Origin of the sequence: Devosia riboflavina (genome assembly GCF_000743575.1) — a bacterium.
GTDB lineage: Bacteria > Pseudomonadota > Alphaproteobacteria > Rhizobiales > Devosiaceae > Devosia > Devosia riboflavina.
In genome coordinates this window covers 13,210-34,089 of record NZ_JQGC01000027.1, presented here as the reverse complement: position 1 = coordinate 34,089, position 20,880 = coordinate 13,210, and the positions used below count along the sequence as shown (strand labels likewise).

The 20,880-nt window shown below is 62.2% G+C and carries 20 protein-coding genes; 11 read left to right on the top strand and 9 right to left on the bottom strand.

Features of this window, described 5'->3' with window-relative positions; translation table 11 throughout:
- Positions 1 to 131 precede the first annotated feature (131 nt).
- The gene (locus JP75_RS20760; protein WP_035086676.1) at positions 132 to 1,049 is read left to right on the top strand and encodes a DMT family transporter; all 918 of its coding nucleotides are present in this window, start codon (positions 132 to 134) and stop codon (positions 1,047 to 1,049) included.
- Here the strand turns inward: JP75_RS20760 and JP75_RS20755 are convergent.
- The 3 genes from JP75_RS20755 to JP75_RS20745 form a co-directional block, all read right to left on the bottom strand.
- On the bottom strand, positions 1,033 to 2,343 hold the full coding sequence (locus JP75_RS20755) for an NAD(P)/FAD-dependent oxidoreductase (RefSeq protein WP_051961071.1): 1,311 nt from the start codon (positions 2,341 to 2,343) through the stop codon (positions 1,033 to 1,035). The two genes, JP75_RS20760 and JP75_RS20755, sit on opposite strands and share 17 nt — an antisense overlap.
- Before the next feature lie 71 nt (positions 2,344 to 2,414).
- The gene (locus JP75_RS20750) at positions 2,415 to 3,788 is read right to left on the bottom strand and encodes an FGGY-family carbohydrate kinase (RefSeq protein WP_051961044.1); all 1,374 of its coding nucleotides are present in this window, start codon (positions 3,786 to 3,788) and stop codon (positions 2,415 to 2,417) included.
- 129 nt (positions 3,789 to 3,917) lie between these two features.
- Complete coding sequence (locus JP75_RS20745) at positions 3,918 to 4,367, bottom strand: universal stress protein (RefSeq protein WP_035086580.1); 450 nt, start codon at positions 4,365 to 4,367, stop codon at positions 3,918 to 3,920.
- Between the two features lie 140 nt (positions 4,368 to 4,507).
- On the opposite strand from JP75_RS20745, the gene dusA reads away from it, so the two are divergent.
- Positions 4,508 to 5,530, top strand: coding sequence for a tRNA dihydrouridine(20/20a) synthase DusA (dusA, locus tag JP75_RS20740; RefSeq protein WP_035086579.1), 1,023 nt, complete (start codon positions 4,508 to 4,510; stop codon positions 5,528 to 5,530).
- Here dusA and JP75_RS20735 read toward each other — a convergent pair.
- Entirely contained in the window at positions 5,527 to 6,213 is a 687-nt protein-coding gene (locus JP75_RS20735; protein WP_035086578.1) for a retropepsin-like aspartic protease family protein, read from the bottom strand. The two genes, dusA and JP75_RS20735, sit on opposite strands and share 4 nt — an antisense overlap.
- 187 nt (positions 6,214 to 6,400) lie before the next feature.
- Between JP75_RS20735 and cobT the strand changes: the two genes are divergently transcribed.
- Positions 6,401 to 7,423, top strand: a complete 1,023-nt coding sequence (cobT, locus tag JP75_RS20730; RefSeq protein ID WP_035086577.1) for a nicotinate-nucleotide--dimethylbenzimidazole phosphoribosyltransferase — start codon at positions 6,401 to 6,403, stop codon at positions 7,421 to 7,423.
- Here the strand turns inward: cobT and JP75_RS20725 are convergent.
- A complete protein-coding gene (locus JP75_RS20725; RefSeq protein WP_152565939.1) occupies positions 7,404 to 8,021 on the bottom strand; it encodes a DUF6683 family protein in 618 nt (205 codons plus the stop codon). The two genes, cobT and JP75_RS20725, sit on opposite strands and share 20 nt — an antisense overlap.
- A gap of 91 nt (positions 8,022 to 8,112) precedes the next feature.
- Positions 8,113 to 9,639 (bottom strand): sensor histidine kinase, encoded by a 1,527-nt coding sequence (locus JP75_RS20720; protein ID WP_051961042.1) that lies wholly within the window; start codon positions 9,637 to 9,639, stop codon positions 8,113 to 8,115.
- A 285-nt stretch (positions 9,640 to 9,924) separates the two neighbouring features.
- Between JP75_RS20720 and JP75_RS20715 the strand changes: the two genes are divergently transcribed.
- Positions 9,925 to 10,404, top strand: coding sequence for an Lrp/AsnC family transcriptional regulator (locus JP75_RS20715; RefSeq protein ID WP_035086672.1), 480 nt, complete (start codon positions 9,925 to 9,927; stop codon positions 10,402 to 10,404).
- A 4-nt stretch (positions 10,405 to 10,408) separates the two neighbouring features.
- Positions 10,409 to 10,813: a VOC family protein gene (locus JP75_RS20710; protein WP_035086574.1), complete on the top strand. Its 405-nt coding sequence runs from the start codon at positions 10,409 to 10,411 to the stop codon at positions 10,811 to 10,813.
- Here the strand turns inward: JP75_RS20710 and moaA are convergent.
- Both moaA and JP75_RS20700 read right to left on the bottom strand, forming a co-directional pair.
- The gene (gene moaA, locus JP75_RS20705) at positions 10,810 to 11,826 is read right to left on the bottom strand and encodes a GTP 3',8-cyclase MoaA (protein ID WP_035086573.1); all 1,017 of its coding nucleotides are present in this window, start codon (positions 11,824 to 11,826) and stop codon (positions 10,810 to 10,812) included. The two genes, JP75_RS20710 and moaA, sit on opposite strands and share 4 nt — an antisense overlap.
- Positions 11,827 to 11,948: 122 nt before the next feature.
- Entirely contained in the window at positions 11,949 to 12,542 is a 594-nt protein-coding gene (locus JP75_RS20700; protein ID WP_425277300.1) for a L,D-transpeptidase, read from the bottom strand.
- 250 nt (positions 12,543 to 12,792) lie between these two features.
- Here JP75_RS20700 and rpiA point away from each other — a divergent pair, with 250 nt between their 5' ends.
- From rpiA to JP75_RS25550, 5 genes are all read left to right on the top strand, one after another.
- Complete coding sequence (gene rpiA / locus JP75_RS20695; RefSeq protein WP_035086669.1) at positions 12,793 to 13,491, top strand: ribose-5-phosphate isomerase RpiA; 699 nt, start codon at positions 12,793 to 12,795, stop codon at positions 13,489 to 13,491.
- Positions 13,492 to 13,523: 32 nt separating this feature from the next.
- Complete coding sequence (locus JP75_RS20690; protein WP_035086572.1) at positions 13,524 to 14,039, top strand: DUF2059 domain-containing protein; 516 nt, start codon at positions 13,524 to 13,526, stop codon at positions 14,037 to 14,039.
- Between the two features lie 206 nt (positions 14,040 to 14,245).
- Positions 14,246 to 15,622 carry a glutathione-disulfide reductase gene (gene gor / locus JP75_RS20685; RefSeq protein ID WP_152565938.1) on the top strand — a complete coding sequence of 459 codons (1,377 nt, stop codon included), beginning with the start codon at positions 14,246 to 14,248 and terminating at the stop codon, positions 15,620 to 15,622.
- A gap of 81 nt (positions 15,623 to 15,703) precedes the next feature.
- The gene (locus tag JP75_RS20680) at positions 15,704 to 17,080 is read left to right on the top strand and encodes a class II 3-deoxy-7-phosphoheptulonate synthase (RefSeq protein ID WP_035086667.1); all 1,377 of its coding nucleotides are present in this window, start codon (positions 15,704 to 15,706) and stop codon (positions 17,078 to 17,080) included.
- Positions 17,081 to 17,266: 186 nt separating this feature from the next.
- On the top strand, positions 17,267 to 19,120 hold the full coding sequence (locus tag JP75_RS25550; RefSeq protein WP_201772968.1) for a sensor histidine kinase: 1,854 nt from the start codon (positions 17,267 to 17,269) through the stop codon (positions 19,118 to 19,120).
- Positions 19,121 to 19,128: 8 nt separating this feature from the next.
- Here JP75_RS25550 and JP75_RS20670 read toward each other — a convergent pair whose 3' ends face one another.
- On the bottom strand, positions 19,129 to 19,554 hold the full coding sequence (locus tag JP75_RS20670; RefSeq protein ID WP_035086570.1) for a response regulator: 426 nt from the start codon (positions 19,552 to 19,554) through the stop codon (positions 19,129 to 19,131).
- A gap of 223 nt (positions 19,555 to 19,777) precedes the next feature.
- Here JP75_RS20670 and JP75_RS20665 point away from each other — a divergent pair, with 223 nt between their 5' ends.
- On the top strand, positions 19,778 to 20,749 hold the full coding sequence (locus tag JP75_RS20665) for a hypothetical protein (RefSeq protein WP_035086569.1): 972 nt from the start codon (positions 19,778 to 19,780) through the stop codon (positions 20,747 to 20,749).
- The last annotated feature ends 131 nt before the right edge of the window (positions 20,750 to 20,880 follow it).

Below are 20,880 nucleotides of genomic sequence, written 5' to 3'. Positions count from 1 at the left end.
CTAGTGCATTGACTTGGTGGTCCCCATCGCGCATCGGTGCGGGACCGCCTTTTATTTCGACCCGGACCAGCCATGTTTCGCCCCCGTATTCTCGGCACGCCTTTGTTCCTTGCCGGATACGGATGCGTCTGATGGCTTCTCCGGTCTCCCCCATCGAAAGCCGCGCCAATCTCGGCATTGCCCTCGTTCTGGCGTCCCAGCTTGTGCTGCTTGTCCTCGACATTTCGGCCAAGTGGCTGTCGATCGAAGGCATGGCGACGACGCAGATCGTCTTCATGCGCTATGGCATGCATCTGGCGCTCCTGCTGCTGCTCTTCCTGCCGGTTAGCGGCATCAACCTGCTGAAGAGCAATAACTGGAAGCTCGAAGTCCTCCGCGGCTTCTGTCTCCTCGGGACGACCGGACTTAACTTCCTCTCCATGCGCTATCTGCCGCTCACGGTCACCAGCGCCATCCTCTTTACCTCGCCTCTGCTGATCTGCGCCCTGTCCGGTCCGCTTTTGGGCGACACGGTCGGCTGGCGCCGCTGGCTCGCCATCGGCGTCGGCTTTATCGGCATCCTGATCATCGTACGCCCCGGCTCTGAGGCCTTCCAGCCAACCGCTTTGCTGAGTGTGGGCGCCGCTCTCTTCCTGGCGCTGTTCTCCATTCTCACCCGCAAACTGGCGGGCGTCGACAGCGCCTCCACCCAGCAGTTCTTTGCCGGTGCCACCCCGGTCATTCTCCTCGCGCCCATTGCCTTCACCGATTGGGTCTGGCCGACACAACCGATTTCCTGGATCGCGTTTCTCATCATGGGTGCTGCGGGGCTCGGCGGACACTTCCTCAATTCGGTGGCCCATCGCTTCGCCACCCCGGCCATCCTTGCCCCGTTCAGCTATCTCAGCCTGCTCTACCTCTCGATTGCGAGCTGGCTGATCTTCAACCAGCCGCCCGATAAGTGGTTCATCCTCGGCGCCACCATCATCATCCTGAGCGGCCTCTATATCTGGCTGCGCGAGCGCCAGCTTTCCAAGGTCGACGTCACCCCGGTCAACGAGCCGGCTTAGGCGCTTCCTGCTCGATTTCCTTGAGCGGCTCCACCGACGGCGCCAGTCCATGGGTGATGAGCCGCGCACTGCGCTGCCCGGTGAGATAAATCCAGAGCCAACTCATGGCCACGAAGATGCGGTTCTTCACATCAACCAGGAAGTAGATATGGGCAATGCCCCATACCCACCAGGCAAACCAGCCCTTGAGCGTGAGCCGGCCGAAATCGATCACCGCCGCCTGCTTGCCGATGGTCGCGAGATCGCCTGCATGATTGTAGGCAAAGGGCTGTTTCCCACTGTCACCCGCGAGCCGCTTCAGCACAGCGCGAGCGGCATGCGCTCCCGCCTGCTTGGCCGCCGGAGCGACACCCGGCACCGGCTTGCCATCGGGCTTGATGATGCTGGCCGTATCGCCAACCACAAAAATCTCGGGATGACCCGGCACAGACAAGTCCGGTTCCACCTTCACCCGCCCCGACCGATCCGCTTCGACGCCCAGCCACTTGGCCGCAGGCGATGCCGCCACACCCGCCGCCCAGATGACAGTCTTGGTCGCCAGCCGCTTTTCGCCGAAAGTCACCCCGTCCTCATCGACCGCCTTGACCATCTGTCCAAGCTCGACCTCGACACCGAGATGGTCGAGCGACTTCAGCGCATAGGCCGAAAGCTCGGGCCTGAAATTGAGCAGTACCCGGTCCGCCCCTTCGATCAACACCACCCGCAAATCCTCCGGCCCAATCGTCCGAAACTGCCCGGCCAAGCTCGCCCGTCCCAGTTCGCTGATCGCCCCGGCCATTTCCACGCCCGTCGGCCCGGCCCCGATAATGGCAAAGGTCAGCAGCGCCCGGCGCTTGCGCGGATCGAATTCCCGCTCCGCCGCCTCGAAGGCCAACAGCAGCTTTCGCCTGATGGCGGTGGCGTCCTCGAGCGTCTTCAGCCCCGGCGCGAACTCTTCCCATTGGTCATTGCCGAAATAGGCGTGTTGCGCGCCCGTCGCGATGATCAGGCTATCATAATGCTCCGGCGCACCATCCTCGATCAGCACCTGCCGGTTCGCCGTGTCGATCCCGGTCACAGTCGCCATGATCACCCGCGTATTGCGCTGTTTGCGCAGGATATGGCGGATCGGCCAGGCAATTTCCGACGGGCTCAGCGAGGCTGTCGCGACCTGATAGAGCAGGGGCTGGAAGAGGTGATGGTTGCGCCGGTCGATCACCAGCACTTCGACATCGGCGCGCGCCAGCGCCTGCGCCGCCGCTATACCGCCAAAGCCCCCGCCAATGATGACGATGCGGTGCTTGGGCGTTGCCATGTCGGCCTCCATATCTGTGCCCCAGACATGGGATACCAATTGCCTGCCGTCAATGCATCTCAGCCGAAGGTCTAGGCCTTCGCGCGTTCCCGCCAGCGCCGCGCATATTCGGCAAAGCCCGGATGGGCCAGCGGCGCCATCGGGCTATCGTGCTGCTCATGCGCGGCCTTTCCGCCAAACAGCAGGCTCGCCCCAAGGCTGGTGCCCGTCCCATCTCCGGAGGCATGCACCGGCCGCCCGGCGAGCGTCGCCAGCGCCGCACCAAACAGCGCATTGCGCGCCAGCGGCCCCTCGATGGTGATGCTCTTGCCCAGCCCACAGAGATCGAGGCATTCGCGCGCCACCAGCGCCAGATAAAGCGACGCCGCAGCCGTACGCTCCTCGTCCGTCAGGTCTTCCGGCGCCACCGTCCAACGGCCCCGCCCATTGGCAAAGGGACCAACGCCCGGCGCAAAAGTCGGCAGCGCCTGCACATCTCGCTCGATCACGGCCGCAATGTCCGCCTCGCTGGGGGGCACGATCTCTCGCACGATGGTGTCGAATTCGCGCCCGCCCATAAAGCGCGCCGTTGGCACGGGCCGACCAAAGGCATCGACATTGGCAAGGCTATCGCGTGCCTGATCGAGCTTTGCCGTATCGCCACCCACCGTCATTGCGATGGCCCAGGTGCCGGTCGAAAGGATGGTGAAGGGCGCTTCCTGCCGGCCCAGATGCGGAACCAGCGAGGCATTGGAATCATGAATGCCGCAGGTCACCGGCGTGCCGGCCGGCAGCCCGGTATAGTCGGCAAGATTGTTGAGGATCGGTCCGAGCACCGAGGCTGCCGGCTTGATCGGCGGAAAGAAAGCTCGCCAGCCCTGCGCATCGACCATGGACGAAAAGTCGCCCTTGTCCGGCGCCCAGAGATCGGTATGGCAACCGAGCGAGGTCACTTCGCTGGCGAGAATGCCGGTCAGGCGCCAGGCCCAATATTGCGGATAGGTCAGGATAGCGGTGACCTTGGCGAAGTCTTCGGGAAAAGCCCGCGATTGCCAGAAAATCTGTGCGCCGAGATTGAGCCCATTGGGCAGGCGCGGCGACAGCGTCTCGGCAAAGAGAGGGCGCGCGCGGTCATAGGCTTCGTCCGAAGAGTCCGGGCCATCATATTCATAATCGAGCACCGGCAGCGCCAGCCGATTGCCCGCCATCAGCGCAGCCGTGGCACCATGCGTGGTGATGGAAATGCCGTCGATCCCGTGCTCGCGATGCAATTCACTCAGGCTCGACAGGATAAAATCCCAAAGGCCCTCGACATCGGCATGCGGATAGGGGGCATCGCGCCGCACGTTATTGGGCTGGCTGAGCGAGCCCAGCAGCGCTTCGCTCGCCGCATCGATCAGCACGACCTTGGCATTGGTCTTGCCGATATCGATCACGGCGATATGGCGGGGCAGGGACTGGGTCATGGCGCGACGCTCTTCTTGGGATACCGGCCCATAGCGGAAAATCCGGCATCGCGCCATAGCTGACATGTTAGCGCTTCGCGCGGAATAGCGGGCGCCGGTTTTCCGAAAGGACGAACCGCCGAAGTCGCGCTATTTGATGATCAGCACTGGAATTTCGGCATGCGCCAGAACTTCCGCCGCCTGCGAACCAAGCAGCAGCCGACCGAGCCCACGACGGCCATGCGAACCCATGACGATCAGGTCGGCGCCAATGGTCTTGGCTTGCTTGATAATGCCTTCCGCCGCCGGCAGGTCCGGCAGATGTTGGGTCGCAAGAGTAATGCCCGCGGCACTCGCGAGCTTGGTCGCGTCCTCCAGCACGCCCTTGGCGGATTCGGCCTTGGCCTTGTCGAGTTCTTCAAGAATGCTCGACGTATCCACCATCATCATTTCCGCGCCCGGCGCGATAATGATCGAAGGCTCGGTCACCGTGACGGCGGTCAGCTTGGCGCCGAGCTTGCCGGCGAGGGCAATGGCATGGGTGAAGGCCTTGGTGCTGAGGTCCGAGCCGTCGATGGCGCAAACGATGTTCGAGTACATGGCGAAAATTCCCCCGTTGAAGATGACGCACAATAGAACAACGTGGCAGCCAGAACTTTGATCCAGATCACGCCGGCATTGCCCGCCGGGCGAGAAGGGGCTATTGGAGCCACCTTCGAATGATAGATGAAATTGCGCCAATGACCGAACTGGGGCGCGGCCAGGACGTCTCGCTTGAGACCGCCCGCCGCTTTTCCGTTGCACCGATGATTGACTGGACTGATAGGCATTGCAGATACCTGCACCGCCTGCTGACCAGGCGCGGCCTGCTGTTCACGGAAATGATCACCACCGGCGCCGTCATTCATGGCGATACCGAGCGCCATCTGCGCTTCGACCCCGCCGAGCAGCCCGTCGCCCTGCAATTGGGCGGTTCCGACCCAGCCGACCTCGCCGCCGCCACCCGCCAGGGCGATCTCTACGGCTATGACGAAATCAACCTCAATGTCGGCTGCCCGTCCGATCGCGTGCAGTCCGGCAAATTCGGCGCCTGCCTGATGGCCGAGCCTGACCTGGTCGCCGAGTGCGTCCGCGCCATGCGCTCGGCCACGGACAAGCCGGTGACCGTAAAGTGCCGCATCGGTATCGATGATCAGGACATCGAGGAAAGCCTCGATCGCTTCGCCGACAAGATGGCCGAAGCCGGCGTCGCCGCGCTCTATGTCCACGCGCGCAAGGCGTGGCTCCAGGGTCTGAGCCCCAAGGAAAACCGCACCATTCCGCCGCTCAATTATCCGCGCGTCTATCGCCTGCGCCAGCGCCTCGCGCCCCTGCCGATGATGATCAATGGCGGTATCGAGACATTCGAACAGATCGACGAACACCTCCAGCACATGGATGGCGTCATGCTCGGCCGCGCCGCCTATCACAATCCGATGATGCTGGCCGAAGTCGACCAGCGCCTTTTCGGCGACGAACCATCCACGCTGACCCTCGCCGAAATCATTGAGGCCATGGCCGATTATGCCGAAGCTCAATTGCAGACCGGCACGCGCCTCAACAACATCGCCCGCCACATGCTCGGCCTCGCCAATGGCCGCCCTGGCGCCCGCCAGTTCCGCCAGATCCTCAGCGTCGACGCCTGCAAACCCAAGGCCGGTCCGGAAGTGTTCATGCACGCCCTCTCCGTTGTCGAAGAACGCGCCGAAGCCGTCGCGAGCTAGTCCTGCAATTCCAGCGAGTTTTGCGTCACGCTATAGCGGCCCAGCGTTTCCAGAAACGTCATGCCCAGTAGGCTCGTTTCCAGCGCGCCGTCTTCGGCCACGAAAGCCGGAATATTGCGCCGCGAAATGCCGCCAACCTCGATGGTCTTGAGCCGCGTCCGCGCCGCCATGCCGGTGCCATTGGCCGTCGAAACCGGAATCGCATAGCGCAGTTCGGATAGATCGATGCCTGCTGCCTCCGCGTCCGCTCGCGTCAGCACCACGGCACTGGCGCCCGTGTCAAAAATCATCGGCGTCGTGTGGCCGTTGACGGTAGCAGCAATCTCGAAATGCCTGCCAAAACCGCGTCGGAACACCGCCGTGCCGCGCTCGCTGTCGACCACGGCAACGCCCGGCCGCAATTCGCCGGTCACCCGGCCGACCACGCCCATCAATTCGTCGCGATAGGCATAGCCAACCCCGATCACGGCAAAGATGCCGACCCAGAGCACCAGGGCCCCAACCAATTCGGCCGCCTGCCGGCGTCGCGCAAAGGCGCCACCGGCAAAGACGATGAGAATGACGACCAGCGGCACCAGTTGCGCCGTCTGCGTCTGGGTGAGACCGATCAGGTTCCCGGCATCGGCCGAGATCATCAAGGCGATTCCGGCCGCTACAAGCAGGGCAATGCCGATGAAGATCATGTCTCTGCTTTCCCTCAACCACTGATCCCTTTCGATTAAGGGACGGAGCGCCACGATTTCAAGACTTTGCGCCCGTCCTATGGCGGCAGTCACAGTGCCGCAGCTTCGCCGCGCGGCGGCTCAATTGCAATTGGCTCCATTCTGGGCAACAAGTCCGCACCTCTTGGCCTCATCTCGGACTCGTCCCATGCCTGCGCTCAATCCTGCCTTTGCCGATATCGTGGAACTGCTGACCGCCGTGCCCGATGGTGACGAGGCCGCCGTCGCCGCCGTTCGTCGCCGCGATGCCGAATTGACCAAGCCGGCCGGCTCGCTCGGACGTCTCGAAGAGCTCGTCGAATTCCTCGCCCGTTGGCAACACCGCCAGACGCCGCGCCTCGAAAATCCCATGGTCACCATTTTCGCCGGAAATCATGGCGTCGCCGACCAGGGCGTCTCCGCCTTCCCGCAGGAAGTGACGGCCCAGATGGTCGCCAATTTCACCAATGGCGGCGCGGCCATTTCGCAGATTTGCGGCCTGCATGAAATCAACCTCCGCGTCTTCGAACTCGCGCTTGAATTGCCCACCGGCGACATCACAGAGGAACCCGCACTGGACGACCAGATGTGCGCTGCCACCATCGCCTATGGCATGGAAGCGGTGGCCGGAAAGCCCGACATCATCGGCCTCGGCGAAATGGGCATCGGCAATACCACCATCGCCGCCGCCATCTTCGCTGCCCTCTATGGCGGTACCGGCGCCGATTGGGCCGGCCGCGGCACCGGCGTCGATGATGCAGGCTATGCCCGCAAGATCGCCGCCATCGACCGGGCCCTGGCGCTACACCAGGAAGGCCTCGACCATCCCCTCGCAATCCTCGCCCGCCTCGGCGGCCGCGAAGTCGCCGCCATGCTCGGCGCATTGATCGCTGCCCGCCACCAGAAGGTGCCGGTTGTTATCGACGGCTATGTGGCAACCGCCGCCGCGGCAATCGCCCATGCGGTCAATCCCGAAGCCATCGACCATTGCCTCTTCGCCCATGTCACCAGCGAAGGCGCGCATGCCCGCGTGCTCGAGCACATAGGCAAGGCGCCGCTGCTCGATCTCGGCATGCGTCTCGGCGAGGGCACCGGCGCCGCGCTCGGCGTTGTGCTGGCCAAGACCGCGCTGCATCTTCACACCAATATGGCGACTTTCGACAGCGCTTCGGTCAGTCGCCGGCTGGATTAGCCGGCCGCGCTTTGGGCGCAAAGCCCTCGGGGCCCGGCTCAAGCGCCAACAGGTCGACACCCATTTCCTGGCGGAAGCGCGTCACTGAGGCCAGCGCCAGCCTGCCCAGCGCTGTGATATCTTTTCGCACTACGGCGTCATTGAGCGCCGCGTGCTCGACGAGGAAGCGCAGGATATAGCCCTCGGCCATCTCCTGCTTCTGCAGATTGCTGAGCGTGCGAAAGTTCGCATCCGCCGCCATGGATGCCCGGAGCTGCGCCTGAATGGGCGCATTGTCCACCTTGAAATTGTAGCGCGCATTGGCCGTCACCCAATTCAGCACCCAATAGGCGGTGAGGGCATCGACGACATTGCCAGTCTTGAGCCCGTCCGCGGCCACAAGGTCCTGCCAGATGTCGAGGGCAGGGCGCTCGGCAAAGGCGGCTGCGAGATTGTTCCGGGCCTCGGCGCTGACGCTCCAGCGGACATTGTCGAGGAACTGGCGCTGAATGCGCGCCGAGATCACGGCCGAAGCCGGATAGCTGGTATCATAGGGAGCGGCAGGAGCGGGATTGTCCTGCGCCAAAGCCAGGCCCGGCAGCAAGATAAGAGCGGCCAACAGGCCCAAAAGTCGTTTCACAGGCAAATACCCCCGATCGCCGCAGAGAAGCGCGCGATGAGGGCAAATTTGGGACGTGACCGCGGCCCGATCAACCAGCCTGCGAATAGATTTCGAGCTTGTTGCGGCGCTCGGTCACCGGAGCCAGGGCATCCATGACGCGGGCACGCGGGAAAGTGGCGATCACTTCCGTGCCGAAACGCAGTTTCGAGAAGAGGTCGAACCGGCCCTGATGCAGGTCCATGATCCGCTGCACGATCGGCAGGCCGAGACCCGCCCCCTGTTCGGCTGTCTTGTGCGCCAGCGAACCCTGCCCGAAGGACGATAGCACCGTCTCGATTTCGTTCTCGGGAATGCCTGGGCCATTGTCCTTGACGGAAATGAGCTGCCCGCCATCGGCGCTGCGCGTCACCACCAGCGAGACCTTGCCCTGCTGGGGCGTAAACTTGATGGCATTGCTGAGGAGGTTCAGCACCACCTGGCGGATGGCCCGTTCGTCGCCCCAGATTTTCGGCAGGTTGTCGCCATAGCTGAATTGCAGTTCGATGCTCTTGGACTTGGCACGCAACTGCATCATGCGCTGGCAATCGTCGGCAATATCGACGATCGAAACGGCCTCTTCGTGCAACTCGTATTTGCCGGCTTCGATACGGCTGAGATCGAGCAGCTCGTTGATCAGGTTCAGCAGGTGCTGGCCGCTGGCATGAATATCGCCGGCATATTCCTTGTATTGCGGCACCTGATGGGTACCGAGCAATTCGGATTTCAGCACTTCGGAAAAGCCGATAATGGCGTTGAGCGGCGTGCGCAGCTCATGGCTCATCGTCGCGAGAAATTGGCTCTTGGCGATATTGGCCTGCTCGGCATGACGGCGGGCCTCGTCCGACATGTGCCGCGCCTCTTCCAGCTCGGCGATCAGCGAGTCCTTTTCCGACTGGTGCGACAGGGTCTCGAGGTCCGATGCATAAAGCTGGCGTGCCAGGAAAACGAAAAAGATCTCGCCGCACGCCGTCACCGCTGCCAGCGTGTAATTGAGCGTGCCGCCCAGCGCCAGGAGGCTGGCCGTGACGGTGATGGTCACCGGCAGCGTGCTCATCAGCGTGGCGGGGGGCAGGGTATGGGTCGCAATGGCATTGGCCGCGATGCTCACCAGCACCATGGCAAACATCACCGGCGCCACGTCATGCGGATTGGCGACGATGGTGGAAAGGGCGAGGAGCGACAGCGCCAGACCATAAAGGATTTCGGCCGCGACAAAGCTCGTGGTCCAGCGCGATGCGTTGAACTTGGACGGGTCCTGGGCGCTGAAACGGCTCGCGACCAGCACAACGACGAGAAGGCTGGCGATAACCAGGCCGGCCCAGAAAGCCGAAAAGATCACCGGCACCCAGAAACTGGAGACGATCGCCAGAATGACGACGATCGCGGCCATGGGCAGGGCCGCCCCGCGCCGGGATTCGGCATAGTCATGCATGAGTTCGAAGTCGAATTCTGCACGCGTGCCGGAGCTGGATGTCAGCTTCTGGCGTGCTTCGAGCACGGTCTTTTGGGCTGCGCGCTTGCCGTCATGGCCCATGAGGGCGCGGACGTCCGCGGTATTGGCCGGCTGAGACGGCATGAACGGTACTCATTACTAACTCACGCAATGGCAACGGCCATCGCAACGCTCGGTGCTGAAGTTAGGCGAGGCGTGGTTAACACCCCGTGAAATTCGAGCTTTGATCGCGGCTTGATCGATGCGAAACGGGCCAGTGCCTGGTTAATCCTCCCTTACCAGTGATAATACGAGTGCGTGACGCAATTTTATTGCGTCACGAATGCTGATATGGCAGTTTCCGCTGCGTACGTGCCCCAAAAATCGTCAATAAGAAAAATCTGATTTCAAAGAGAGGGCCTGATGGCACTGGACAAGATCGACCGCAAGATACTGACGCTCCTACAAAAAGATGCAACCATGCCGGTCGCCGAGATCGGCCGCAAGGTTGGCCTCTCCACGACGCCATGCTGGCGGCGTATCCAGAAGATGGAAGAAGACGGCGTCATCCAGCGGCGCGTGGCCGTGCTCGACCCCAACAAGGTCAATGTCGGCGTGACGGTTTTTGTCTCGGTCAAGACCAACGAGCACAACGAAGCCTGGATGCGCAAATTCTCCGGCGTCATCGACGAATTCCCCGAGGTCGTGGAGTTCTATCGCATGAGCGGCGATGTCGATTATCTGATGCGCGTCGTCGTGCCCGATATCCAGGCCTATGACGCCTTCTACAAGCGGCTGATCAGCAAGATCAACCTGACCGATGTCAGCTCGGCCTTCGCCATGGGCCAGATCAAATATACCACGGCCCTGCCGCTCGATTTTGCCATCGTCGTGGACGACGACAAGTAAAGCCATGCTGCTTGGGTTCGAACATGTCGGCATGACCGTCTCGGACATGGACCGGGCGATCGCTTTTTACTGCGATCTCCTGGGGTTGCGCCTCGTGCTGCGCAAGAGCGCCGATCGCGGCGAACTGGCCTTCCTCGATACCGGCTCGGGCATGCTCGAAGTGTTTGCGCCATCAGCGGCGTTGGTCGACCGCTTTCGTGATGTGCCGCTGCATGAAGCAGGCTTGCGGCACCTCACCTTCGCTTTCTCTGACATGGACGAGATCGTCGCGCGGCTGGGTGCAGCCGGCTTTCCGACGGTGGAAGGGCCACGGCCGGCGCGCAATTCCACGCTTCTCAAGCAACTCGCCTTCGTCCGCGATCCCGATGGCATTCTGGTGGAACTCGTAGAGCGCGGCGAAGGGCGCTAGCCGCCCGTCACGCTCATATGGCGCGCCACGGCCGGCGCGCCCGAACTGCCGCGATCCAGCACGAAATCATGGCCCTTCGGCTTGATCAGCATGGCTTGATCGAGCGCCGCGTCGAGCGCCGCCAGCCCGCCGTCACGCAGCGCATCGCGCAGGTTCACCTGGTCTTCTTGCCCCAGGCACAGGAAAAGTTGCCCTGTCGCCGTCAGCCGCACCCGATTGCAGCTCTCGCAAAAATTGTGGCTCATCGGCGTGATGAAGCCCAGCATGCCGCCGGTTTCGGCCACATGCACATAGCGCGCCGGGCCGCCTGTGCGCTTGTCGAGCCGCGTCAGCGTATAGCGCCGCGCCAGCCGATCATGCAGCTCCCGCAGCGGCAGGTAGCTGTCGACGCGATCGATCCCGACTTCGCCCAGCGGCATGCCTTCGATCAGCGTCAGCCCCATGCCCCGACCATGGGACCAGGCCATCATCGGCTCGATCTCGTCATCATTGACGCCGCGCATCGCCACCATGTTGATCTTGATCGCAAGCCCCGCCGCCTGCGCCGCCTCGATCCCGGCCAGAACATCGGGCAGGCGCCCGCGGCGTGTGATGTCGCGGAACCGCCCCTCATCGAGCGTATCGAGCGAAACATTGATCCGCCGCACGCCTGCCGCGAACAGGCCCTCGGCATGTTTGGCCAACTGGCTGCCATTTGTGGTAATCGTCAGCTCTTCGAGCCCAGCCCCGATGCGGCCTCCAAGGCTCCGTACCAACTCCATGATATCGCGCCGCACCAGCGGTTCGCCGCCGGTCAGCCTGATCTTGGTCGTCCCGCGCCTAATAAAGGCCGAAGCGATCGTCTCGACTTCCTCGAAACTCAGCACGTCCTTCTTTGGCAGGAAGACCATGTCCTCCGCCATGCAGTAGACGCAGCGGAAGTCGCAGCGATCCGTCACCGAAATGCGCAAATAGCTGATGGTCCGACCATAGCGGTCGATCAGCGGACGGTTCGGAAGGAAAGGCGCGTTCATGTCGCTATTGTAAGTGCAGACGCCGCCAATTGGAATTGCGATCTCGGCATGTTGAGGCACTGAGGTCGCCAAAACAAAAGAGGCCGCCGAAGCGACCTCTTCAAATTCTGTTCTCGTCGGTCTTAGTGATTGACGACGATGCGGGCGCCAACCTTCACGCGCTCGTAAAGATCGGTCACGTCGTCATTGGTCAGACGGATGCAGCCCGAAGAGACGGCCTGGCCGATGGACCACGGCTCCGAAGTGCCGTGCACGCGATAAAGGGTCGAACCGATATAGAGGGCGCGGGCGCCGAGCGGATTGTCCGGGCCGCCGGGCATGAAGGCCGGGAGGTCGGGAACGCGCTTGCGCATTGCCGGGGGAGGGGTCCAGCCGGGCCACTCGGCCTTGCGGGTGATGCGGTGGGTGCCGGACCAGGTGAAGCCATCACGGCCGACGCCAATGCCGTAACGCATGGCCTTGCCACCTTCAAGCACCAGATAGAGGCGACGCTCGCCGGTTTCGACAACGATCGTGCCGACTGCATAATTGCTATCGTAGTCGACGATCTGCTTCTTCACCGGGCTGCCGCCGCGGCTGCGCGTAGCTACAACGGAGGGTTCTTCCCAGGTATTGGTATCGGGATTGTAGACGCGGGCGGCCTGGCTTGGCACGGCCATGCCTACCGCCAACAGGATCGACAGCACCACGGCCATAGCCGCTTTCATAAACTTCATGCTCTTCCAGGCCTCTGAATGAACGCGGCTCAATGATTCGATCACCGCAAGTAATGCCGCTATTTACATTTCCGCAATTTAGTCGAGAAGGGTTAACAGTCACCTTTTCGCCACATCCGTGGCACCCATGCCTTATTGTGTTGCGGAGCCGCTACAGTAGCCATTCACCAATGCGTGAACGGCCGGGTTTGCCAGGCTTGACAGCATGGTCCGAGACCCGGCATCACGCTCGTAGATGAACGAGGTGCCCATGTCTGAAGATCTCAAGCGCGAAGCGGCGGCGCGAGCCATCGAAGATGTTCGCCCCGGCATGCGCCTGGGACTTGGAACGGGCTCGACCGCCCGTCACTTTGTCGACCTCCTCGGTAGCAAGGTCGCTCAGGGCCTCGAGGTGATCTGCGTGCCGACGTCCGAAGTCACGGCCCGCCAGGCCGAAAGCCTCGGCATACCCCTTTCCGACCTGGATCGCCTCGGCCGTCTCGATCTCACCGTCGATGGCGCCGACGAACTCGACGCCGATCTCAACCTGATCAAGGGTGGCGGCGGCGCGCTCCTGCGCGAAAAGATCGTTGCGGCGGCTTCCGATGCCATGATCGTGATTGCCGACAGCACCAAGGTGGTTGAGGCTCTCGGCCGCTTTCCGCTGCCCATCGAAGTCAATCGTTTCGGCCTCGGCGCCACCCGCCACGCCGTCGATGCCGTCATCAAGGCGCATGGGGCCGAAGGCGGGCTGAAGCTGCGCGGTGAAGACAAGGGCGAAGTCTTCCTTACCGATGGCGGACACCTGATCCTCGATGCTTTTTTTGGCCGCATTTCGCAGCCAGAAGCGCTTTCACGCGATCTGCTCGACATTCCGGGAGTGGTCCAGCACGGACTTTTTCTCAATATGTGCAGCAAGGCTTATGTGGCAGCGCCCGATGGCGTAAAAACACTTCTCAAGGGCAAATGACGTCAGCCCGCAACAGACAGATGGGGAACCGGATGAACAGGGATTTTATGCGCGGCGCCAAGGCGATCTTCGCGACCGTGGTGACTGCCAGCATGATTGGCCTCGCAGCCCCCGCCTTTGCGCAGGAAGTTGCTCCCGAGCAGCTTGCTCTAGCCCGCAAATATGTCGACCTGACCGACCGCAGCGCGATCTACGAAGTGACGATCGTAGAGACCGGTGTGCAGACTATGCAACAGATCGTCACCCAGAACCCCGAGATCGTCGAGCAGACCAACGCAGCGATTACCAAGGTCATCGAGGAATATCGCGGTCGCAAGGGTGAACTCCTCGACCAGTTTGCTCGCGTCTACGCCCTGCGTTTCACCATGGAAGAGCTGCAGGACATCGTGACCTTCTATGAGTCCCCCACCGGCCAGAAGCTTGCCCAGGCCAATGCCGAGGTGAACACTGATCTCCAGCGCGTTATGCAGGTCTTCACCAATAACCTGCAGCGCGAGTTTTTCGCCAAGGTCCGCGCCGAGTTGCGCGCCCAGAACGTCGAAATCTGATCGATCGCCTCTGCCGACCATTGACCCCGCCACTGTGCGGGGTCTTTTTTTGTCAACGATGGCTTGCCGCCGCCTCGGGGCGCCGGAGTCTACCATCCGTCGTTACCACCGGGCTTGTCCGGCAATGACGACGGAAGCAGGGCTTGGGAAAACGGCACGCGAACTCTATATATCGTCAAACGACGATGAATGATTTGGGGACTTACATGGCTTACGACTACGATCTCTTGGTGATCGGTGCCGGCTCGGGCGGCGTGCGTGCAGCGCGCATGTCCGCGACCTATGGCGCCAAGGTGGCCATCATCGAGGAGTTCCGTGTCGGCGGCACCTGCGTCATTCGCGGCTGCGTCCCCAAAAAGCTCTATGTCTATGCCTCGCGCTTTGCCGATCAGTTCGATCTTGCTCCCAGCTTCGGCTGGCAGGTCGATGCATCATTCGATTGGCCGACCCTGGTCGCGGCCAAGGAAAAGGAAATCACCCGGCTCGAAGCGGCCTATACCGCCAATCTCGAAAAGCCCGGCGTAGAGATCATAAAGGAGCGCGCTGTCGTCACCGGCCCCAATAGCATCAAGCTCCTGGGTTCCGGCCGCGAACTCACAGCCGAGCGCCTGCTGATCGCGACCGGCTCGCACCCCCATATTCCCGATATTCCCGGCGCCGAATTCGGCATCACCTCCAACGAGGCTTTTGACCTGCCGACCCTGCCCAAGACCATCCTTATCGAGGGCGGTGGCTATATCGCTGTGGAGTTTGCCACCATCTTCGCTGGCCTCGGCGTCGATACGACGCTGATCTATCGCGGCGAGCGGGTACTGCGTGGGTTTGACGAAGACATGCGCATCGGCCTCGAAGCGGGCCTGACGACGCGTGGCGTGCGCCTGATCTACCAGACCACCGTCGCTTCCCTTGCCAAGATGGGCGACGCCGTCCACGCCACGTTCAGCGATGGCGTCACCGCCCCCTTTGACGCGGTCATGTTCGCCACCGGCCGCCGCGCCAATACCCGGGGCCTTGGCCTTGAAACCGCTGGCGTAAAACTCAACGAAGACGGCAGCGTTGCCGTGGACGCCTATTCGCAAAGCTCTGCGCCCTCGGTCTATGCCGTCGGCGACGTCACCGGCCGCGCCCAGCTCACCCCGGTCGCCATCCGCGAAGGCTGGTACTTTGCCGAGACGGTCTACAACAACAAGCCCCTGGCGGTTGACCACTCGATCATCCCGACCGCTGTCTTCAGCGAACCGGAAATCGGCGTCGTCGGCCTCAACGAAGAAGAAGCCGCAACCCATGGCGACATCGACGTCTATGTCGCCCGTTTCCGTCCCATGCAGAACACGCTGTCCACCAAGACCGAGCGCATGGTCCTCAAACTCATCACCGAGAAGGACGAGGGCAAGGTCCTCGGCGTCCATATCCTCGGCCCCAGCGCTGCCGAGATGATCCAGCTCGTCGGCATTGCCGTCGGCATGGGCGCCACCAAGGCCGATTTCGACCGCACCATCGCGCTCCACCCGTCCGCCGCCGAAGAACTCGTGACCTTCAAGGCCCCGAGCTACACCTATCGCGACGGCAAGAAGACGTCTTAGGCCTGCTTAGGCCTTGGCAGGGCCCGCGTGGCTTGGTAGACCGCCCGCACCCAAGGATGCCCCCGGGTGAGCGAGATGACCATGACCACGTGGACCCCCAATAGCTGGCGCGAAAAGCCGATCAAGCAGGTTCCTGCCTATCCCGATCCGGCGGCCCTCGCCGAAGCCGAACGCCAGCTCTCGACCTTTCCCCCGCTGGTCTTTGCCGGCGAAGCCCGTGAACTCAAGAGCCGTCTCGCCGCCGTAGCCCGCGGCGAGGCCTTCCTGCTCCAGGGCGGCGATTGTGCCGAAAGCTTTGCCGAGCATGGCGCGGACCATATCCGCGACTTCTTCCGCGTCTTCCTGCAGATGGCGGTGGTGCTGACCCACGGCGCTTCCAAGCCCGTGGTAAAAGTCGGCCGCGTCGCCGGCCAGTTCGCCAAGCCCCGTTCGGCCGATACGGAAATCATCGACGGTGTCGAACTGCCGAGCTATCGCGGCGACATCATCAATGCCATCGAGTTCAACGAAGCCGCCCGCGTGCCCGATCCCGACCGCATGCTGCAGGCCTATCGCCAGTCGGCCGCAACGCTCAACCTGCTGCGCGCCTTCTCCATGGGCGGCTATGCCGAACTGACGCGCATCCATGAATGGACCATGGGCTTCATGAAGGGGTCCAACTGGAACGTCCGCTTCGAGGAAGTCGCCAAGAAGATCGACGACGCCATCACCTTCATGGCAGCCCTCGGCCTCAATCCAGAAAACACCCCGGCCCTCAAGCAGACGAGCTTCTACACCAGCCATGAAGCCCTGCTGCTCGGCTATGAAGAAGCCCTGACCCGCCGCGACTCCATCACCAACAACTGGTACGCCACCTCCGGCCACATGCTCTGGATCGGCGATCGCACCCGCCAGCCGGACGCGGCACACGTCGAATACTTTGCCGGCATCCACAATCCCGTCGGCATCAAGTGCGGCCCGAGCCTTGCCAGTGACGATCTCCTGCGCCTCCTCGATCGGCTTAACCCGACCGACGAAGCCGGCCGCATCACGCTGATTTCGCGCTTCGGCGCCGAAAAGGTGCACGAGCACCTGCCGCGTCTCATCGAGACCGTCCAGAAGGCCGGCCGCACCGTGGTCTGGTGCTGTGACCCGATGCACGGCAATACGATCAAGGCGTCCACGGGCTACAAGACCCGCCCCTTCGACCGCGTCCTCACCGAAGTGCGCAACTTCTTCGACGTACACCGCGAAATGGGCACCTATGCCGGCGGCGTACACATCGAAATGACCGGCGACGACGTCACCGAATGCGTCGGCGGTCTTTCGGCCGTCACCGAAACCACCCTGGCCGATCGCTACAACACCTATTGCGACCCCCGCCTCAATGCGAGCCAGGCGCTGGAATTGGCTTTCCTCGTCGCCGAGGAAGTGCACTCGCAAAAGCCTCCCGTTCAGCGCCGCGCTGCCGGGGAATAGTTCCCGGCTCCATAGGTGAACCCAAATAAGGGCCGCGCGTTCATTATGGGCTGCGCGGCCTTTTCTTTGCCCGCATCCGAGCACAGGATGGTGCGTCGCCAAGGTGAGTAGGTAATGCCGAGATCTCTGTTTCCCCACGCTGCGCCCGAAACTCGAGCCGCGCTTGAACGAGACCCGACAGTCAAGTTGTTGAATGAGTATGACTGGACCCAGAACCCCCTGGGACCTATCCCGGACTGGCCCGATAGCCTCAAGGGCGCCGTCCGCCTCGTCATCGTGGCATCGACGCCCATGGTCATGATGGTGGGGGAAGAAGGCATCCTCATCTATAACGACGCCTATGCCCGCTTTGCCGGGCAGCGCCACCCGGCGATTTTCGGCATGCCCGCCGAAGAAGCCTGGCCCGAAATTGCCGAATTCAACAGCCTCAATATCGAGCGCGGCCTTAGCGGCGAATCCTGGCTGCTGCGCGATCAGGAACTGGTGCTCAACCGGCACGGCCAGCTCGAATCGGGCTGGATGGACCTGCACTACAGCCCCATCATGGGCGACGATGGCCTTTCCATGGGCACGCTGTGCATCGTCCACGAAACCACCGACCGCATTCTCACCGAAAGCGCGCTGGCCCGCAGCGAGGAGCGCTTGACGCTGGCTCTCTCCAGCTCTGCCCTCGTCGGCACCTGGGATTGGGACGTCATAAACAACATCGTCACCGCCGACGATCAGTTTGCCCGCCTCTACAATATCGATTCCCAGATGGCCGGCCTCGGCGCGCCGCTCGAACAATATCTTCTCGCCATCGAGCACGAAGACCTGCCGCGGGTGAATGCCGAATTGCAGCAGGCCATCGCCGATGGCAGCGAATTTCGCAGCGAATATCGCGTCGTGGGCGAAGATGGCGTTCGCCGCTGGCTCATGGTCTCAGGCCGCCCGCGCATGGATGCCGAGGGACGGGTCTATCGCTTTCCGGGCGTCGCTATCGACATCTCCGACCAGCGCCACGCCGCCGAAGCCCTCGCCAAGAGCGAGCTCGAATTCCGCACTCTCGCCGACACCATGCCGCAAATGGTCTGGGCCACCCGGCCCGACGGTTTTCACGACTATTACAATGCGCGCTGGTACGATTTCACCGGCGTGCCCTTCGGTTCGACCGACGGCGAGGGTTGGAACGGCATGTTCCACCCCGACGATCAGGAGCGCGCCTGGGGTCTCTGGCGTCATTCGCTTGAGACCGGCGAGCCCTACCAGATCGAATACCGCCTGCGCCACCACAGCGGCGAATATCGCTGGACCCTGGGGCGGGCTCTGCCCGTCCGCGATGCCAATGGCCGCATCCTGCGCTGGATCGGCACCTGCACCGATATCCACGACTCGCGCCTCGCCGCCGAGGAGCGTGAACTGGTGGCCCAGGAACTGAGCCATCGCATCAAGAATATTTTCGCCGTCCTCACTGGCATCGTCTCCCTCTCGGCCCGCGGCCAGCCCGAGGTAAAGCCTTTCGCCGAGCAATTGCGGCAGCGCATCTTCGCGCTCGGCGAGGCGCATGACTTCGTCCGCCCGCAAAACTACCTCTCCACCAGCAAGGCAGGGCAGGGGACGCTCTCGGCACTCGTCACCCGCCTGATGCGCCCCTATGAAGGCGAAGACGGCGAAAATCGCGTCCGCTATTCGGGCGAAGATACGATCATCGATGACGCTGCAGCGACCCCGCTGGCGCTGCTCTTCCACGAGCTTGCTACCAACGCGGCCAAATACGGCGCCTTGAGCCGGCCCGATGGCTGGACCAGCCTTTCCGGCCGCACCGATGGGGAACGCTTCCACCTGACCTGGAAAGAACACGGCGGACCCGAGATCGCCGAGCCGAGCCAGCTATCCGGCTTCGGTTCCAAGCTCATCGAACTCTCTGTAAGCGGTCAGCTTCGCGGCGAGATCGAACGTTTCTGGGAAAAGGATGGTCTGCGGGTCGAACTATCCCTGCCGCTCGCCGCGCTCACGCGGTCCAGCCGGCTGCGCTCGACCGAAAAGGCCGAAGACGCATAGGCAGGCGTTCAGGTCGCGATCGGATTGTCGTTCGACCAGTCAAAAAGCTTGAGGCGCCGCGGCGGATTGGCTTCCGCGGCCGCACGCCGCGCCACGGCATAGTCGACGACATCGCGCAGGTCTCGCTCGGCAATCGGCTTTGAAACCACACCGATCGTGCCGGGCACGCCGGTACCGAGCTGGGCAGGGTTGGCGGTAATGAAAATGACGCTGGCGCCATGGGTCTGCGCCAGAATCTTGCCGATTTCGATACCTGTCGGCCCATCGCGCAGGTTGAGATCGACGAGAGCGACTTCGGTATCGCCGGCAAAACGCAGGGCACTCTTCTTGTCGGCCGCAATGCCGACCGGATCGTGGCCCATTTCGGCAACGACCTGTTCGATTTCCGAAGCGACGAAAATTTCGTCTTCAACGATGAGAATACGGCACGACATCACAAAACTGGCTTCTGAGAAAACTTCATTCGAACCGGTCCAACTCCTCACGCGCCGCCTCGGTTGCATGCGAACCAGGCAATGGAGGCTTGCAAACGGTATTTTCGGCCAAGGAAGTTACCAAAGCCCCAATCACGCCAACAGGTAACTTAGCGGAACATTAACCCTAATCATTCACAAACATTCCACGATGCTTAACGGTAAAACCGATCGGGAGTGTGTAATGAAGCAGGTTGCCCTCAGCACCCTTGTGCTACTTTCGAGCGCCGCTATTCAGCAAGTGCTTGCCGCAGACTACGGCGCCTTCCCCGGCCTGCGCCCGTCCTATCCCGATCAGTGGCAGCCGGAAGCGGATGATCCGCTGAGCTTCGATATCGGCGTCCGCTATTGGTATTCGATCGGCAAGCAGGAGCATTCGGTCGGGAACTTTACCGAGACCATGGATACCCGCAGCCACACGGGCGAAGCTTATGTCCGCGTCAATGACGATTCCACGAACTCATTCGTCGAAGCCTTCGGCGGCTATGGTGTCGCCCACGATGGCACCTATACCACTAATGGTGGCCCGTCTGTGAGCCTGCCCGCCGCGCGTCTGGGCTATGCCGGCCTTGATTTCGGCTGGCTTCCCCTTGGTAGCGATCATTTCAATTTCGGTATGATCACTGGCTATCAGTACATGAACGACTCGCCGGACACCGGTCGCGCCAATTTCCTGACAGGGACCAGCGTCGTCAATGTGAGCCCCGGCGTGTACGAGCTTTCCGGAGGCGGTGACAGCAAGATCAACAATTTCGAGATTCACAGCGCCAAGCTTGGTCTTGCCGGCAAGATGGACTTCGGGAACTTCGATATCTTCGGTGAAGCCGCCGCGATTCCCTATTCCTGGGTCACCGGCACCTATGGTGCTTTGGAAGCTCAACCCATTGGCGCGACGCTGGCGCAGGGTTCAGCCGTCGCCATCAATGGTCACGCCTACGGTGCAAGCGGCAAGCTAATGTTAGGCTTCCGCCCCACCGAAAATCTTTCCATCCGCGTTGGTGGCCGCGCCTCCTACCTGACGGGTCAATACGACGCTACGTGGGAAGAAGTGGCCGTGGTTGGATCTGGCGCTCAACGCCAGCGTTACATTTCCAACAACAATCCCTTCTCGATGCTGCGCTACGGTGCACTCCTTGAGGTCGCCGGTCGCTTCTAGGGCGTGCTGCGCTTCTGCAATCTGCCCCCAGTAGACCTCATCCTGAGCCTGTCGAAGGACGAGGTCGTGGCACCAGGATCGCCACCCGCTTCTTTCCCGGGGCGCTTGCTCTCCCACGGTCCAGAGGCTAA

Excerpts from the sequence above, each read along its gene's own strand:
- JP75_RS20760 (WP_035086676.1), top strand. The coding sequence starts at position 132 with ATGGCTTCTCCGGTCTCCCCCATCGAAAGCCGCGCCAATCTCGGCATT.
- JP75_RS20755 (WP_051961071.1), bottom strand. The coding sequence starts at position 2,343 with ATGGCAACGCCCAAGCACCGCATCGTCATCATTGGCGGGGGCTTTGGC.
- JP75_RS20750 (WP_051961044.1), bottom strand. The coding sequence starts at position 3,788 with ATGACCCAGTCCCTGCCCCGCCATATCGCCGTGATCGATATCGGCAAG.
- JP75_RS20745 (WP_035086580.1), bottom strand. The coding sequence starts at position 4,367 with ATGTACTCGAACATCGTTTGCGCCATCGACGGCTCGGACCTCAGCACC.
- dusA (WP_035086579.1), top strand. The coding sequence starts at position 4,508 with ATGACCGAACTGGGGCGCGGCCAGGACGTCTCGCTTGAGACCGCCCGC.
- JP75_RS20735 (WP_035086578.1), bottom strand. The coding sequence starts at position 6,213 with ATGATCTTCATCGGCATTGCCCTGCTTGTAGCGGCCGGAATCGCCTTG.
- cobT (WP_035086577.1), top strand. The coding sequence starts at position 6,401 with ATGCCTGCGCTCAATCCTGCCTTTGCCGATATCGTGGAACTGCTGACC.
- JP75_RS20720 (WP_051961042.1), bottom strand. The coding sequence starts at position 9,639 with ATGCCGTCTCAGCCGGCCAATACCGCGGACGTCCGCGCCCTCATGGGC.
- JP75_RS20710 (WP_035086574.1), top strand. The coding sequence starts at position 10,409 with ATGCTGCTTGGGTTCGAACATGTCGGCATGACCGTCTCGGACATGGAC.
- moaA (WP_035086573.1), bottom strand. The coding sequence starts at position 11,826 with ATGAACGCGCCTTTCCTTCCGAACCGTCCGCTGATCGACCGCTATGGT.
- JP75_RS20700 (WP_425277300.1), bottom strand. The coding sequence starts at position 12,542 with ATGAAGTTTATGAAAGCGGCTATGGCCGTGGTGCTGTCGATCCTGTTG.
- rpiA (WP_035086669.1), top strand. The coding sequence starts at position 12,793 with ATGTCTGAAGATCTCAAGCGCGAAGCGGCGGCGCGAGCCATCGAAGAT.
- JP75_RS20690 (WP_035086572.1), top strand. The coding sequence starts at position 13,524 with ATGAACAGGGATTTTATGCGCGGCGCCAAGGCGATCTTCGCGACCGTG.
- gor (WP_152565938.1), top strand. The coding sequence starts at position 14,246 with ATGGCTTACGACTACGATCTCTTGGTGATCGGTGCCGGCTCGGGCGGC.
- JP75_RS20680 (WP_035086667.1), top strand. The coding sequence starts at position 15,704 with ATGACCACGTGGACCCCCAATAGCTGGCGCGAAAAGCCGATCAAGCAG.
- JP75_RS20670 (WP_035086570.1), bottom strand. The coding sequence starts at position 19,554 with ATGTCGTGCCGTATTCTCATCGTTGAAGACGAAATTTTCGTCGCTTCG.
- JP75_RS20665 (WP_035086569.1), top strand. The coding sequence starts at position 19,778 with ATGAAGCAGGTTGCCCTCAGCACCCTTGTGCTACTTTCGAGCGCCGCT.